Consider the following 15,666-nt stretch of genomic DNA (forward strand, 5'->3'; position numbering starts at 1 on the left):
CGACATTCGAAAAGTTAGGCGCATCATGATTCGCTTTGCCGGCACCGAAAGCTATGTCGCGACCGACGATCTCAAAGTCGCGGTCAATGCGGCGGTGACCTTGCGCCGGCCGCTCCTCGTCAAGGGCGAGCCCGGCACCGGCAAGACCGTCCTCGCCCACGAAATAGCGAAAGCGGTGTCCGCCCCGCTGATCGAGTGGAACGTCAAGTCTACGACCAAGGCGCAACAGGGACTGTACGAATATGACGCGGTCGCCCGGCTGCGCGACGGCCAGCTCGGCGATGAGCGCGTCCACGACATTTCCAACTACATCCGCAAGGGGAAGCTATGGGAGGCGTTCACCAGCCCCCAGGTCCCTGTCCTGCTGATCGATGAGATCGACAAGGCCGATATCGAATTCCCCAACGACCTGCTCCAGGAGCTCGATCGCATGGAATTCCATGTCTACGAGACCAAGGAGACGGTCCGCGCCGCCGAGCGGCCGATCGTCGTCATCACCTCGAACAACGAGAAGGAATTGCCCGACGCGTTCCTGCGCCGCTGCTTCTTCCACTATATCAAATTCCCCGACCGCGATACGATGCAGGCGATCGTCGACGTCCACTTCCCCGGCATCCAGAAGATCCTGGTCTCAAAGGCGATGGACATTTTCTACGATGTCCGCGAGGTGCCCGGTCTCAAGAAGAAGCCGTCGACCAGCGAATTGCTCGACTGGCTCAAGCTGCTGCTCCACGAGGATATGCCGCTCGACGTGCTGCAGAACCGCGACCCGACCAAGGCGATCCCTCCCTTGCACGGCGCATTGCTCAAGAACGAGCAGGACGTGATGCTGTTCGAACGCCTCGCGTTCATGGCGAAGCGGCAACAGGGCGGCGCGCCGCGGTGACGGCCGGCGCCGGCTGCCGCTGCGGCCAGGTCCGTATCGCGATCGCCGGGGACCCGGTTCGCGTGCGCACGTGTTGGTGTCGCGACTGCCAATATTGGGGATCGGGCAATGGCACGACCAACGCCGCCTATCGCCGGGAAGACCTGACGATAGACGGGCAAGTGACGTGGTTCGACGGCGTCGCCGACAGCGGCAATCCGATGTCGCGCGGCTTTTGCCCGGTATGCGGAACGCCGCTGTTTACCGGTAACGGCCCCGACGCGCCGTTTCTGGCAATCCGCGTCGGCGCGCTCGACGACCCCAACGCCGTACGACCGACCGAGACGATCTGGGTCGCCTCGGCGCCCGATTGGGCGAGCATCGATACCGACCTGCCGCAATCCGCCGGTCAGCCGCCGTCGATCAAATGATGTCCAGCCCCTTTTGATACCGATACGCACAGCCATGGCGGGCAGATGAGCGACGTCCCCCAGCATTATGGCGCGACCCGCTTCGCCCGTGTCCGCGCGGCGCTCGAAGCGCGGACGCCCCGCGCTGGGTGGCGGCTGTGGCTGTATGAATTCCTGCTGTTCGGGTTCAAGCAGGGCTGGGCCTGCCTGTTCGGGGCGCTGATGCTCGCGCTGCTGCTCGGCACGCATTATTTCTACCCCGCCGATGCGGGCCTCGCGCGCAACGATTTCCTGACGATCATGGCAGTGCTGATCCAGGCCGGGATGCTCGCGTTCCGGTTGGAGAGCTGGGAAGAGGCGAAGGTCATCCTCGCCTTCCACGTCACTGGCACGATCATGGAACAGTTCAAGACGCAGGCCGGATCGTGGAACTATGCCGATGGCGGATACCTGCACATCGGCATGGTGCCGCTCTATTCGGGGTTCATGTACGCCGCGGTGGGCAGCTATATCGCGCGCGTGTGGCGGATCTTCCGCTTCCGGTTCGATCCATATCCGCCGCGCTGGACGACGATCGCGCTGGCGGTCGCGATCTACGTCAATTTCTTCGCGCACCATTGGCTGCCCGACATCCGGCTCGGCCTGTTCGCGGCGACCGCGCTCCTGTTCTGGCGCACACGCGTGTACTTCACGCCGTTCCGGCGCGAGCGATGGATGCCGCTACTGCTCGGCTGGTTCCTGGTTGCGGCGTTCATCTGGTTCGCGGAGAATATCGGCACGTTCGCGCATGCCTGGTCCTATCCCAACCAGCGCCACGGCTGGGAAATGGTCAGCCCGACCAAGCTTGGCGCGTGGTATCTGCTGATGATCATCTCGTTCGTGATGGTGTCATTGATCCACCGCGAAAGTTCCGAAAAAACTGGGTTACCGGCGCGTTAGGGATATTCGCGAACCAAGCCGTCAACCATGCTGCCCTACCCCTTCGACCGCGTGAGCGGTGCGTAAGGGGTTTGCGGGATGACGATCAAGTTTCGGCTGTGCGCCGCCGCCCTTGGCCTGATGGGTCTCGCCGGAACCGCCCAAGCTTCCTCCTTGCTTGATTATGTCGGCCAATGCGTGCCGTTCGCGCGCGCCGCCTCGGGCATCCAGATCTACGGCGATGCGTGGACATGGTGGGATCAAGCCGAGGGCCGCTACCAGCGCGGCTATACCCCCCGCCCCGGCGCCGTTATCGCCTTCGCCAAGCAAGCCCGTTTGCCGCTCGGCCATGTCGCGGTGGTCAGCCGCGTCGTCGATAATCGCGTGCTGATGCTGACCCACGCCAATTGGTCGCGCCAGAACGGCGAGCGCGGCCACGCCGAGCAGGACGTGACGGTGTACGACGTCAGCCGCGACAACGATTGGAGCGAAGTCCGCGTGTGGTACCGCGACAATGACGGGCTGGGCAGCACGATCTACCGCGTCAACGGCTTCATCTATCCCGGCCGCCAGACCAAGGCCGTACCCGAACTGACCGGCAAGAACCCGGATTATGTCGGCGCGCTGATCGACGCCTATCGCTGAGTCCGAACGCGCGCTACGCTGGCGCGATGTTCTTCAACTTCCTCGACGAGCTCCGTGCCGCGGGCATTCCGGCTAGCCTGAAAGAGCACCTCCTCCTGCTCGAGGCGCTCGACAAGGACGTGATCGGACGGACGCCGGAGGATTTCTACTACCTCTCCCGCGCGGTGTACGTGAAGGACGAGGGGCTGCTCGACCGCTTCGACCAGGTCTTCGCCAAGGTCTTCAAGGGCATCGCCACGACCTACGGCACCGCGCAGGCCGAGATTCCTGCCGACTGGCTGAAGGCGATCGCCGAGAAATATCTGACCCCCGAAGAGATGGAGGCGATCCAGTCGCTCGGCTCGTGGGACGAGATCATGGAGACGCTCAAGAAGCGCCTCGAGGAACAGGAAAAACGCCACCAGGGCGGCAACAAGTGGATCGGCACCGGCGGCACCTCGCCCTACGGCAATGGCGGCTACAATCCCGAAGGCGTGCGGATCGGCGGCGAGTCGAAGCACGGCAAGGCGCTGAAGGTCTGGGACCAGCGCGAGTTCAAGAACCTCGACAACACGCGCGAACTCGGCACGCGCAACATCAAGATCGCGCTGCGCCGCCTGCGCCGCTTCGCGCGCGAGGGATCGGCCGATGAGCTCGACATGGACGCGACGATCGAGGGCACCGCGCGGCAGGGCTGGCTCGACATCCATATGCGGCCCGAGCGGCACAATGCGGTCAAGCTGCTCCTCTTTCTCGACGTCGGCGGGTCGATGGATCCCTGGGTCAAGCTGTGCGAGGAATTGTTCTCCGCCGCGACGTCCGAGTTCAAGAACATGGAATTCTTCTACTTCCACAATTGCCCGTACGAGGGCGTGTGGAAGGACAACCGCCGCCGCTTCGCCGAGCGCACGCCGATGTGGGACGTGCTCCACAAATACGGCCACGATTACAAGCTGGTGATCGTCGGCGACGCATCGATGAGCCCGTATGAGATCACCCACCCCGGCGGGTCGGTCGAGCATTTCAACGAGGAATCGGGCGCGGTGTGGATGCACCGGCTGACCACGACCTACCCCGCGGCGACCTGGCTCAACCCGATCAAGGAAGAGCAATGGGGCTATTCGCAGTCGATCAAGATCATGCGCGAATTGATGAACGACCGCATGTATCCGTTGACGCTGGCGGGGCTGGACGACGCGATGCGCGAGTTGACGCGGAAGCGGTGAACCTCAGGCGCTGAGCGATGCCAGCTTCGCCTCGAACTTGGCGGCCAGCGCCAGCCGGCGCGCGCGCGCCTCGACGGTCAGCGCGTTGCGCGCCGCGACCTGCTCCTGCGCCAGACGGCGAGCGTAAAAACGAATGTCCGATTCCATTGGGCTGTGTCCCCGCCCCGCGATTCCCGAAGACTGATTCGTATCAATTTCGGCGGCGAATACATCCGCTTTGGGACTAAGCGACAGCGACTCGCGGCAAAGCGTTGGATTACCGCGAATTTCGCTATTTGCCCTTGGCGATGCGCCGCGCGATTGCGTTGCGCTCGGCCACCGCGCTATCGAGTCCGTCCCGCGCATAAAGCGCGCGGAGATACGCCGAGTCGCTCGCGGTCAGCTCGCGCGGGCGAGTCGCGGCGCCGTCGAGCACCGACAAGATCGTGTCGACCGGCCCACCGGATGCGGGCGGCCGGGTGTGGGCGAGGCCACGCATCGCGGCGTAGTCCGCGACCTGGCGCAACGAGAGCCCGACCGTCGCCGCTCGGTCGATGACGACGAACGACGCCTCGACGTCCTGCCGGTTGGGTTGGCGCACGATCGAGGCCGAGCGCACGCGAAACGCCGGCGCGTCGCCCAGCGGATCGCGCTGCGAACTGCCGCGCGGTTGGCCGATGCCCTCGCCGTCCTCGTTGCGTAACGAGGTGATGCTCCATGCCCGCGCCGGTCCCTCTGCCGTCAGCGCATCGATATCCGCAATGCTCAGGCCGGTCAGCCAGCCGGGACGGCTCGTTTTCATGTCGCTGACCAGATCACGCCCGCTGGTCGCAATGATGACGATCAGATTGGGCGTGCATGGCAGCTTCTTGGTCACCGGCGCCTTCGCCGCCGTTGCATCGGCCAGAATGCGCCGCTCGACGATCGCAGCATGCTCCGCCGGGAGGCCCACGACGCTCGGGCAGACAGGCTGATGAAACCGCGCGAGCTGGCCGTCGCTGCGTAGCGAGATGTTCGCGACGTACGCCTCGGCCGCCTTGCGGTCGGGCAGCGCGCGATCCCGGATGACGATGTCGTTTTGATCCGCCGCGGTCTGCGCGAACGCCGTGCCGGGGACGATCGCCAACAGGGCGGAAAGCAAAAAACGCATGACGATCATTGACTCAATATAGCAAATGCGGCCGGCGAACGTCTGCCCAGGCGATTTCGTCGGGCGCAGTCGCCGCATCGAGATCGCCCGGTTCCGCGCCCGCGTCGTCGACCCAGGCGCGCAAGCCCGGCCCGGCGTTGATGACGTCGACAGCCAGCTTGTCGAACTCATATTCGTACGGGAAATCGCGCCATAGATCGTAATCGGGATAGAGCAACCGGATCGCCTTGAACCCCAACGCCTGGAGCCGCCACGGCTTGAACGCTGCATGGTCGTAGGCCGAGCCCTCGGCGTGGATGAAGACACCCGAGCAGAGCTGGCCGGCGTGCTTGTGAAAGGTCGGCTGGAACCAGATGTCGCGCAAGGTGCACCCGTCGAGCCAGCGCGGCGCGATCCGGCGCATCTCGGCGATCACCGCCTTCGCGTCGATATCGGGCGCGCCGAATAGCTCGAGCGGGCGCGTCGTGCCCCGTCCTTCGCTCAGGTTGGTGCCCTCGAGCATCACCGTGCCGGCATAGGCGCGCGCCATGTTGACGTTGGCGGCGTTGGGGCTCGGGTTGATCCACACGCGTTCGGGCGGCCAGCCGAAACCGGGCGCAGCGTCGGGTACCCAGCTGTCCATCGCGATCACGCGATACTCGACGTCGAGCTTGAAGTGATCGACGAACCAATGCCCAAGCTCACCCAGCGTCATGCCGTGCCGCATCGGCATCGGTCCCGCGCCGACGAAGCTCTCCCAGCCGGGGAGCAGCGTCAGGCCTTCAACCGGCCGTCCCGCCGGGTTGGGGCGGTCGAGCACCCACACCGCCTTGCCCTTCTCCGCCGCGGCTTCGAGCACGTAGAGCAGTGTGGTCACAAAGGTATAGATCCGGCACCCGACGTCCTGCAGGTCGATCAGGATCGTGTCGAACGTCCCCATCGACTGCCCCGACGGCCGCCGCACCTCGCCATAGAGACTGAACACCGGGATATTGTAGGTCGGGTCGGTGTAATCGGGCGACTCCATCATATTGTCCTGGAGGTCGCCGCGCACGCCATGCTGCGGCCCGAACATCGCCGAGACGTTGAGGCCGCTCGCCACCAGCGCGTCGAGCGAATGCGTCAGGTCGGCGGTCACCGAGGCGGGGTGCGCGAGCAACGCCACGCGCTTGCCCTCGAGCGGCTTGCGCAGTTCGGGGTCGGCGAGCAGGCGATCGATACCGAAGTTCATGTCCGCCCCGGTGCCGGGAGCGTCGCGATAAAGCAATCCGGGTTGTGGAAATCGGGCGGGCCGGGCGCGTGCGCGAGCGCCCAATAGGATTTTGTGCCGTCGGTTTCTTCGATGATGGCTGTGAGATTCACCCGCCATCGTTCACGATCCGATTTCAAGTCATCGAACAAGAAGTCGCCGCTAATATTGTAATGGTTCGGACGGCGAGAATCGGACCGAAACCACCGATGTGATGCTGCGGCATCCCGCATAGCCGCGCGGTAACCGTCGAATTGATATGCCGCCCAATGGCCGGCCGGACTGAGATTGGTCTCAAAATATGTAGAATCGCCACTCGGGCGGACAAACGCCTCGAAGCAAGTCGACCGCCACAATGCGTCTCGGCGGAACTGATCTGACGGATGTTCCGGTGCGGGAATTTCTAGCTCGCGAATGTCCCCTTCAATAAAGAACCGAAATCCAAGCTCATTCCTGGCAGGACGGTTCGCGATCACGCTCACGCCCTTGACGTAGGGCGTGGGGAAATCGGGATGCGGGACGAGACGATATTCGGTCATTCGCACACCCTATGAAAATTGCGCGACAATCGCTATGTGCCGCGCCTTCCCATGGCAACAAAACTCCCCTCCCCGCCGCGCGTCGGCATGGTGTCGCTCGGCTGTCCCAAGAACCTGGTCGACAGCGAGCGCATCCTCACCAAGCTGCGTTCCGACGGCTATCAGATGTCGCCCGATTATGCCGGCGCCGACGTCGTGCTGGTCAATACCTGCGGCTTCCTCGACTCCGCCAAGGAGGAGAGCCTGGAGGCGATCGGCGAGGCGATTGCGGAGAATGGCCGCGTCATCGTCACCGGCTGCATGGGCAAAGAGGCCGAGGTTATTCGCACGCGCTTTCCCGACGTGCTCGCAATCACCGGCGCGCATGAGTATGAGCAAGTCGTCGGCGCGGTCCATGACGCGGCGCCGATGCCGCCCAACGCGTTCCTCAACCTCGTGCCCGAAAGCGGGCTGAAGCTCACCCCGCGCCATTACAGCTATCTCAAGATTTCGGAGGGCTGCAACCACCGCTGCGCCTTCTGCATCATCCCGAGCCTGCGCGGCGACCTGGTGTCGCGCCGTCCGGACGCGATCCTGCGCGAGGCGGAGAAGCTGGTCGAGGCGGGGACCAAGGAGTTGCTGGTCATCAGCCAGGACACCTCGGCCTACGGCGTCGACATCAAGCATTTCCCGCGGATGTGGCACGGCCATGAAGTCCGCGCCCACATGACCGACCTGGCGCGCGAGCTGGGCAAGATCGCGCCGTGGGTGCGGCTGCACTACGTCTATCCCTATCCGCACGTGGACCACGTCATCCCGCTGATGGCCGAAGGGCTGATCCTCCCGTATCTCGACATTCCGTTCCAGCATGCCAGCCGCAACGTGCTCAAGCTGATGCGCCGCCCCGCGAACGAAGCGAAGGTGCTCGAACGTATCCGCAACTGGCGCGAGGTCGTCCCCGACGTCGCGATCCGATCGACCTTCGTGGTCGGCTTCCCCGGCGAGACCGAGGAGGATTTCCAGTATTTGCTCGACTGGCTCGACGAGGCGCAGCTCGACCGCGTCGGCGCGTTCCGCTTCGAGCCGGTCGAGGGTGCCGCGGCCAACGCGCTGCCCGACCATGTGCCCGAAGAGGTCAAGGAAGAGCGCTACGCCCGGATCATGGAAAAGACCGCCGCGATCAGCGCGGCCAAGCTCGCTGCCAAGGTCGGGCGCACGTTCGACGTGATCGTCGATGCGGTCGATGCGGATGGCGGCGCGACGGGGCGGTCCTATGCCGACGCGCCGGAGATCGACGGCGAAGTGTTCCTGCGCGATGCGGGGCGCCTCACGGTCGGCGACATCGCGCCGGTGCTGATCGAGGATGCCGACGACCACGATTTGTACGGTGTGCCGGCCTGAAGTCCCTCTCCCTCCGGGAGAGGGAGGGAGCGCGCTCAGCGCGGCGGAAGGGTGAGGGTTAAGTCGAAACGTTTTCGACCCTGCCCTCACCCCTTCGCCGCTTCGCGGCTCGCCCCTCTCCCGGATGGGAGAGGTTGGTTTGTCCCATTCCCGGACTCGGCGGATTTGGTCATACTCCGCCGCTGAATTACGCTGCTCGCGATGGTGAGGTTGCTGGCAATCCTGTTCGGCTTGACGATCGCGACTGCGGCGGGCGCGCAGGTCGCGCAGCGCATCGTGACCCAGGTCGATCCGCTGACAATGGGCACCGACGATTTCATCCGCCTTGCCGACCCGGCCTTGTGGGACGGCCTGATCGTCACGCGGATCGAGTTCCGCGACGACCGCGCCTTCTGGCGGCTCTACAAGATCGACAATGCGCGCAAGCCCGTCGGCCCGCTGTGGTTCGTCCCGCACGACAACGAGAATGCCGCGTTCCAGGCGGCAGTGTACGCGGTGCGCGCCTATGGCGGCCAGGTAATCGCGATCGAGGAGGCACGCTCGCTCACCGGTCCAGACAGCCGGATGAACGGCGACGTCGCGTACGGCAGGCCGATCGACCCCAACCGCAATTTCCGCGACGATACACCCGATTATGCCCGCACGATCCTCGCGGGCTTACGCCAGACATCGGGGCTGATCGTCGCGCTCCACACCAACGAGCCCGGCTACGACGCGTCCGAATCGACCTGCGGCCCGCCGCCGCAGGGCTACACCGGCAAAGGCGAGATTTCGGTGCTACTGTGCAACGACCTCTATACGCCGCGCCGGTCGGCGAGTGGGCGCTGGCCGTTCGACGATACCGACAGCGTCGCGATCGTCTCCTATCCCGCGACCGGCGTGCCCGCCGACGGCTTTTGCGCGCGGCCCCTGGTCGATGCCGACATGAACATCATGTTCGAACGCGTCGCGACCAGCGACGGGTCGCTGTCCAACTTCGCGCTGTTTCGCGGGCTGTCCTACGTCAATCTGGAGACGCAGGACCGCGGCGTTACGCCCGACGGCCTGAGCGACGCGCGCGGGCGATTGCTCGCAATGATCGGCACCGTGATGGACCGCTGCGCGCCGATCGAGGGGCTCGGCCTCCGCCCACCGCCGCCCGAACCGCTCCGCCCGGGCAAGCGCAAGAAAAGGCGCTAGCGCAAGAGCCGCGCGTGGCTATGGTGCGCGGCCATGAAAAAACTCCACCTGCTCGCCCTTCCGCTCGTCCTGCTCGCCGCGCCCGCGCTGGCGCAGGACCTGACTCCCGCCGAAACCGTCAAGGTGGACAGCATCGTCACCGACACGCTGGCTAAAACGGGCGTGCCCTCGGCCTCGATCGCGATCGTCCGCGGCGGGCGGATCGTCTATGCCAAGGCGTACGGCAAGCAATCCGAGACGCTGAAGGATGCCGACGCCAACCGCCCGTACCAGATCGCGTCGATCTCCAAGCAATTCACCGCCGCCGCGCTGTTGCTGCTCGAGGACGAAGGCAAGCTGAGCCTCGACGACACGGTGGCGAAATGGCTCCCCGGGATCACCGGTGGCGACAGGATCAAGCTGCGCCAGTTGCTCAGTCACACCTCCGGCCTGCAGGACTACTGGCCGCAGGATTACAGCTTCGCCGCGATGGCCAAGCCGACCACGCCGCAGGGCATCGTCGACCGCTGGGCCAAGAAGCCGCTCGATTTCGAGCCCGGCGCGCAGTGGCAATACTCCAACACCGGCTACGTCGTCGCCGGGCTGATCGCGGAGAAGGCAGCGGGCAAGCCGCTGCTCGCCTACCTCCAGGACAAGATCTTCAAGCCGCTCGGGATCAAGGCGATCGACCAGGACAAGGCGATCGGGCCGGCCTTCCCGCAAGGCTATGGCCGGTTCGCGCTGGGCCCTGTCCGGCCGGAAACGCCCTCGGCCGCGGGCTGGCTGTACGCGGCGGGCGAATTGTCGATGAGCGCCGCCGACCTCGCCAAATGGGATATCGCGCGGATCGACCGCTCGCTGCTCCCGGCCGACGATTGGCAAGAGCAGGAAACGCCGGTCAAGCTGACCGACGGCAAGGACACCGGGTACGGCCTCGGCGTGTTCGCCGCGGTGCGCGACGGGCGGCTGCGGATCGAGCATAGCGGCGAAGCGGTCGGGTTCATTTCCGAGAATGTCGTCTACCCCAACGACAAGGCGGCGTTCGTCGTGCTGACCAATTCCTGGTCGGCGGGCGCGGCAAGCGCAATCGCCAATCAGCTTTCCGCGACGTTCGTTCCTGCACCGAAGAGCGCGGCTTCAGCTGAAGACGAGGCGGCGGCGGCGAAGGCCCGCCAGGTGTTCGACCAATTACGCGACGGGACGCTCGACCGCACGATGCTGACCGAGGACGCAAATTATTATTTCACCCCGACCGCGATCGCCGACTACCGCGCCAGCCTCGGTCCGCTCGGCGATCCGCAGAGCTTTACCGCATCGGGTAAGCCCGCATTGCGTGGCGGGTTCGTGATCCGCGGCTATACGATCAAATACCCCGACCGCACGCTGCGGCTCAGCACCTTCTTCGATCCGGCGAGCGGTAAGATCGAGCAGTTCCTGGTCACGCCGACCGGCCAATGACCGACTTCGCCGCCCTGCTCCAGCCCGACCGCGGCCAGCCCGCGCGCACGATCGAGGTCGTTCATCCCGACGCGTACGAGGAATGGCTCAAGGGCCAACCCAAGCGCACGCGCGCGCTGCTCGCCGCCAACAAGGTGACAGGCAAGGCGGGCAACAAGGCGATCCTGCCCCGCGACGGTGAGGAATGGTCGGCGCTGCTGGTCTGCGACGAGGACGTGTCGTCGCCGTGGCGAATCGCGTCGCAGCCGGGATTCCTGTCCGAAGGCACGTATCGGTTGAAGGAAGGCGAGGTCGGCGCGGCGGGACTCGGCTGGCTGCTCGCGCAATATCGGTTCGATCGGTACACGAAGGCGGACAAGGACAGCGGCCCGCGCGTCCTGCTGTCGAACGACCCTGCCGGGATCGACGAGACGGTACGGCTGGCAGAGGCGACCGCGTTGGTCCGCGATCTGGTCAACACCGGATCGTCCGACATGGGCCCGGCCGAGCTCGAGGCGGAGGCGGAGAAGCTCGCCAAGAAGCACCACGCGACCGTCACGGTCACGCGCGGCGATGCGCTGACCAAGGGTTATCCGATGATCGACGCGGTCGGCCGCGCCGCCGCCAAGCACCGCGCGCCGCGCCTGATCGAGCTCGAATGGGGCAACCCCAAGCACCCGCGCATCGCGGTGATCGGCAAGGGCGTGTGCTTCGATTCGGGCGGGCTCGACATCAAGCCGGCGAGCGGCATGCGGCTGATGAAGAAGGACATGGGCGGCGCGGCGCACGCGCTGGCGCTCGCGCAACTGGTGATCGCCGCACGACTACCGTTGCGGCTGCACCTGCTTATCCCCGCGGTCGAGAATGCGATTTCGGCGGACGCCTTCCGCCCCGGCGACGTGCTCAACACGCGCAAGGGCCTGACGGTCGAGAACACCAACACCGACGCCGAGGGCCGCCTCGTGCTCGGCGACGCGCTGACCAAGGCCGGTGAGGACAAGCCCGAGCTTGTGATCGATTTCGCCACACTGACCGGCGCCGCACGCGTCGCGCTCGGGCCCGATCTGCCCGCGACCTTCGTCAACGACGAAACGCTCGCGACCGACCTGCTCGCGGCGGGCACCGCAGTCCACGATCCCCTGTGGCGGCTGCCGCTCTGGGACGGCTATGACGAGTATCTCAAGTCCGACATCGCCGACCTGATCAACGCCCCCGACAACGGCTATGCCGGCGCGGTCACCGCCGCGCTGTTCCTCCGCCGCTTCGCCCCCGAAGGCGTGCCATGGGCACACCTCGACACCTTCGCCTGGCGCCCGACCGCGAAGAACGCGCGGCCCAAGGGGGGAGAGTCATATGGCTTGCGCGCGTGCTGGGCGATGCTGAAGGGGCGGTACGGGTAGCCCGCTGCGCTATTGTCTACGTGCCTTCAGGCGCGCGGCAGCTGCCGCGATCAATGCATCCTGCGCGGTGACGACGTCTAGAACATCGCAGTCCGCCAACGGCACGGTGAAGGATAGGCCAAAGCGCCGCTCCTTGTTCCACGCGACCCGCGCGCAAAGATGGCGATGCCCGCACTGCAATCGAACCAGCGTACCGGGCAAAGGTGGATCACTGGCGTAGATCATCGCGCCACCGGTCGACAGATCGAGGATATGAACGCGTTTCGCCGCGTCGCCGGTGCTCATTTCGGTCGGTTGGAACAGTTTATGCCGCGTGGCCGTGCGCAAATGCCGCACGCTCTTCGAATCGACCATCGCTGTTGCCCCCATCACGCCAACTATCGCAGCAAAAAGACATCTCAAGCGATCCGGTTCCGCAAAGAACGACGTTAAAGGCGCGTCAATCGTCTTCCGTTCGTCTCGCCGAACAGCGCCTTGCCATCGTTTGAAGTTAACCGGTGCTCTGGATCTTGGCCGCCGCCGCGATGATCGGCAAGAACTTCGCCGCGGTCAGGCTCGCCCCGCCGACCAGCGCGCCATCGACATCGCTCGCGCCGAGCAATTCTTGCGCATTGTCGGGCGTCACTGACCCGCCGTAGAGCAAGCGCATCGCGTCCGCCTCCGCGCCAATTATCGAGCGCAATTTTGTTCGGATCGCACCGTGCATCGCGGCGATATCGGCGACTGTCGGCGTCCGTCCGGTGCCGATCGCCCAGACCGGTTCGTAGGCGATCGAGAGCCAGTCCGCCGCCGCGCCGTCGGGGAGCGACCCGGCGATCTGCGCGGTGACCACCGCTTCGGCATCGCCAACATCGCGCTCTCCCAGCGTCTCACCCACACACAGGATCGCGGCGATGCCGTTGCGCCGCGCCGCCGCCGCCTTGCCCTTCACGTCGGCGTCGGTCTCGTGCTGGTCGGCGCGGCGCTCGCTGTGGCCGACGAGCGTGAAGCTCGCCCCCGCTTCCTTGACCATCGCCGCCGAGACGCAGCCGGTATGCGCGCCCTTGTCGGCGGCGTGGATATCCTCGGCGCCGATGCTCAACCCCGGTACCCGCGCATGCGCCGGCGCGATCAGCGTCGCGGGGACCGCTACCGCAACATCGACGTCCGGGTTGGCCGCCGCCGCCGCCGCGATGCCGTCAAGCTCGGTCAGCGCCGCCAGGTCGCCGTTCATTTTCCAATTGCCCGCGATCAGCTTGCGCCGTGCCACTCGATCCTCCCTGGCTTTCGCTGCTCCCGATAGCGCGCACGGGGCGTCAGGCAACCCGCTTGATGCACGCGACACTGCATCCTAAAGCGAGCGCACATTCTTCCCAATCGATCGGCCATCATGCTCGGTATCATTCGTCGTTTCCTCAACTCTCGCATCGGCGTGCCGCTGACGTTGGGCATCCTGGTGTTGATTGGGCTGGCCTTCGCGCTCGGCGACGTCACGGGGCTGCGCTCCACCGCGCTGAGCGGCGGGACGACCAGTTCGACGTTGGCCACGGTGGGCAAGCAGACGGTCAGCGCCGGCGAGGTCAAGGCCGACACTGAACGCATGGTCGCGATGTACCGCCAGCAATATCCGTCGCTGACGATGGAGGAATACATCACCAAGGGCGGGTTCGATCAGCCGTTCGAGAACAAGATCAACACGCTGGCGATGGAACAGTTCGGCGAGAGCCAGGGGATGCGCGTGGGCAAGGCGCTGGCCGATAGCGAGCTGACTTCGCAGCCGCAGTTCAAGGGGATCGACGGCAAGTTCGACCCCAATGCCTACAAGGCATTCCTCGCGCAGCAGCGGATGAGCGACAGCGAGTTGCGTACGGAGATCGCGCGCAACGTGATGGCGCGCTTGCTGATCGGGCCGCTCGCGCCGGAATCGCTCGGCCGTCCGCTCGCGCCGGTTTCGATCGCGACGCCGTACGCGTCGATGCTGCTCGAAAAGCGCACCGGGACGGTCGCGTTCATCGACACGAGCAAGATCCCGGCAGGCGCGCCCGCGACCGACGCGGAGGCCATGGATTACTACAAGCGCAACATCGCGCGCTACACCGTGCCGGAACGCCGGTCGGTGCGTTACGCGACCGTCTCGATCGCCGATCTGCGCGCCAAGTCGGCGCCGACCGACGCCGAAATCGCCAAGGCCTATCAGGAAAACGCGGCGAAGTTCGCGCCGACTGAGACTCGGTCGGTGCGCCAGGTCGTGCTACTCGACCAGCAGAGCGCCAATGCACTCGCCGCGAAGGTGCGCGGCGGCACCGCGATCGAGGCCGCGGCCAAGGCGGCCGGGCTCGACGCCGGGCTGCTCGCCGACCAGACCAAGGCAGGTTATGCCGGCCAAACCTCACCGGCGATCGCCGACCAAGTATTCTCGGCGACGAGCGGCGCCGTGATCGGCCCGGTCAAGACATCGCTCGGCTGGACCGTCATCCATCTCGAAAAGATCACCAAGGTTCCGGGCAAGTCGCTCGACCAGGCCAAGCCCGATCTGGTCAAGGCAATCACCGAGCAGAAGACCGTGATGGCCGCCTCCGCGATGCGCGCGCAGATCAGCGATGCGATCTCCAACAGCGCGACGATCGACGAAATCGCGCAGAAGCTGGGGCTGAAGCTGCAATCCTCGCCGCCGCTCGACGCGCAGGGGCTTGATCCCGACGCCAAGGCACCAGCCCCGGCCAAGCCCGACCCGCTCAACATCGCACTGAGCGCGACGGCGTTTCAGGCCGAGCCCGACGACAACCCGCAGCTCGCCCCGATCGACAAGGACGGCAGCTTCGCGCTGGTCAAGCTCGACAAGGTGCTGCCCGCCGCGCCGCGCCCGCTTGCGACCATAATGGACGAGGTGAAGAAGAACTTCACCGTCGACCGCCAGTTGCGCCAGGCGCGGACGATCGCCGACGGCATCATGAACAAGGTCAACAAGGGCGTGCCGCTGGCCAAGGCGATGGCCGACACCGGTATCCGCTTCGACGCGACCAAGCCGATTTCCGCCAATCGCGGCCAATTGTTCACCTCGAAGCAGAACCCGCCGACGATTCTGATGTTCAGCATGGCGCAGGGCACCGCGAAGATCCTGCAGGCGCCGTTCAAGGGCGGCTGGTTCGTGGTGGTCGCCGACACGATCGTGCGCGGCGACGCGCGCGGCCAGAAGGACCTGATCGCCAAGATGCGCGGTGACTTGGCCGCGACGGTCGGCGACGAATATACGCAGCAATTCGTCCACGCGATCCGCGACCAGGTCGGGGTGAAGCGCAACGAAGCCGCGATCGCTGCGTTGCGCGCGCAATTGCTGGGCCAGGGCGACTCGGCCGACGGCAGCCAATAAACC

At 65.5% G+C, this 15,666-nt stretch carries 16 protein-coding genes; 10 read left to right on the top strand and 6 right to left on the bottom strand.

The genetic code is table 11. The features are described 5' to 3' along the window. The first annotated feature begins 28 nt into the window (after positions 1-28). The 5 genes from E7773_RS12015 (at position 29) to E7773_RS12035 (ending at position 4,043) form a co-directional block, all read left to right on the top strand. Entirely contained in the window at positions 29-886 is an 858-nt protein-coding gene (locus E7773_RS12015) for a MoxR family ATPase (RefSeq protein WP_293992296.1), read from the top strand. Then, positions 883-1,296 (top strand): GFA family protein, encoded by a 414-nt coding sequence (locus E7773_RS12020; RefSeq protein ID WP_293991541.1) that lies wholly within the window; start codon positions 883-885, stop codon positions 1,294-1,296. Before E7773_RS12015 ends, E7773_RS12020 begins: the two co-directional genes overlap by 4 nt. Positions 1,297-1,341: 45 nt before the next feature. Further along, on the top strand, positions 1,342-2,214 hold the full coding sequence (locus E7773_RS12025; protein ID WP_293991543.1) for a DUF817 domain-containing protein: 873 nt from the start codon (positions 1,342-1,344) through the stop codon (positions 2,212-2,214). Positions 2,215-2,334: 120 nt separating this feature from the next. Next, entirely contained in the window at positions 2,335-2,838 is a 504-nt protein-coding gene (locus tag E7773_RS12030; protein ID WP_293992298.1) for a CHAP domain-containing protein, read from the top strand. Between the two features lie 26 nt (positions 2,839-2,864). Then, positions 2,865-4,043, top strand: a complete 1,179-nt coding sequence (locus E7773_RS12035) for a VWA domain-containing protein (RefSeq protein ID WP_293991546.1) — start codon at positions 2,865-2,867, stop codon at positions 4,041-4,043. 3 nt (positions 4,044-4,046) lie between these two features. On the opposite strand, the gene E7773_RS12040 is transcribed toward E7773_RS12035, so the two are convergent. From E7773_RS12040 to E7773_RS12055, 4 genes are all read right to left on the bottom strand, one after another. After that, positions 4,047-4,190, bottom strand: a complete 144-nt coding sequence (locus E7773_RS12040; RefSeq protein ID WP_293991547.1) for a hypothetical protein — start codon at positions 4,188-4,190, stop codon at positions 4,047-4,049. 124 nt (positions 4,191-4,314) lie between these two features. After that, positions 4,315-5,181, bottom strand: a complete 867-nt coding sequence (locus E7773_RS12045) for a hypothetical protein (protein WP_293991549.1) — start codon at positions 5,179-5,181, stop codon at positions 4,315-4,317. A 4-nt stretch (positions 5,182-5,185) separates the two neighbouring features. Next, entirely contained in the window at positions 5,186-6,382 is a 1,197-nt protein-coding gene (locus E7773_RS12050; protein WP_293991550.1) for a DUF1343 domain-containing protein, read from the bottom strand. Continuing rightward, positions 6,379-6,939 (bottom strand): DOMON-like domain-containing protein, encoded by a 561-nt coding sequence (locus E7773_RS12055; RefSeq protein ID WP_293991551.1) that lies wholly within the window; start codon positions 6,937-6,939, stop codon positions 6,379-6,381. Before E7773_RS12055 ends, E7773_RS12050 begins: the two co-directional genes overlap by 4 nt. 51 nt (positions 6,940-6,990) lie before the next feature. Between E7773_RS12055 and rimO the strand changes: the two genes are divergently transcribed. From rimO to E7773_RS12075, 4 genes are all read left to right on the top strand, one after another. Then, entirely contained in the window at positions 6,991-8,319 is a 1,329-nt protein-coding gene (rimO, locus tag E7773_RS12060; RefSeq protein WP_293991552.1) for a 30S ribosomal protein S12 methylthiotransferase RimO, read from the top strand. A gap of 201 nt (positions 8,320-8,520) precedes the next feature. Further along, positions 8,521-9,498 carry a hypothetical protein gene (locus E7773_RS12065; protein WP_293991553.1) on the top strand — a complete coding sequence of 326 codons (978 nt, stop codon included), beginning with the start codon at positions 8,521-8,523 and terminating at the stop codon, positions 9,496-9,498. 33 nt (positions 9,499-9,531) lie between these two features. Beyond that, positions 9,532-10,935, top strand: a complete 1,404-nt coding sequence (locus tag E7773_RS12070) for a serine hydrolase domain-containing protein (RefSeq protein WP_293991556.1) — start codon at positions 9,532-9,534, stop codon at positions 10,933-10,935. Continuing rightward, positions 10,932-12,314, top strand: coding sequence for a leucyl aminopeptidase family protein (locus tag E7773_RS12075; protein ID WP_293991558.1), 1,383 nt, complete (start codon positions 10,932-10,934; stop codon positions 12,312-12,314). Before E7773_RS12070 ends, E7773_RS12075 begins: the two co-directional genes overlap by 4 nt. Before the next feature lie 9 nt (positions 12,315-12,323). Here the strand turns inward: E7773_RS12075 and E7773_RS12080 are convergent, their stop codons facing one another. Together E7773_RS12080 and tpiA are read right to left on the bottom strand one after the other, a co-directional pair. Next, positions 12,324-12,668 carry a PilZ domain-containing protein gene (locus tag E7773_RS12080; RefSeq protein WP_293991561.1) on the bottom strand — a complete coding sequence of 115 codons (345 nt, stop codon included), beginning with the start codon at positions 12,666-12,668 and terminating at the stop codon, positions 12,324-12,326. Between the two features lie 136 nt (positions 12,669-12,804). Continuing rightward, complete coding sequence (tpiA, locus tag E7773_RS12085; RefSeq protein WP_293991563.1) at positions 12,805-13,563, bottom strand: triose-phosphate isomerase; 759 nt, start codon at positions 13,561-13,563, stop codon at positions 12,805-12,807. A gap of 120 nt (positions 13,564-13,683) precedes the next feature. Between tpiA and E7773_RS12090 the strand changes: the two genes are divergently transcribed. Continuing rightward, complete coding sequence (locus E7773_RS12090; protein WP_293991566.1) at positions 13,684-15,663, top strand: peptidylprolyl isomerase; 1,980 nt, start codon at positions 13,684-13,686, stop codon at positions 15,661-15,663. Positions 15,664-15,666 lie beyond the last annotated feature (3 nt).

It is taken from the genome of Sphingomonas sp. (assembly GCF_004799495.1).
Classification (GTDB): domain Bacteria; phylum Pseudomonadota; class Alphaproteobacteria; order Sphingomonadales; family Sphingomonadaceae; genus Sphingomonas.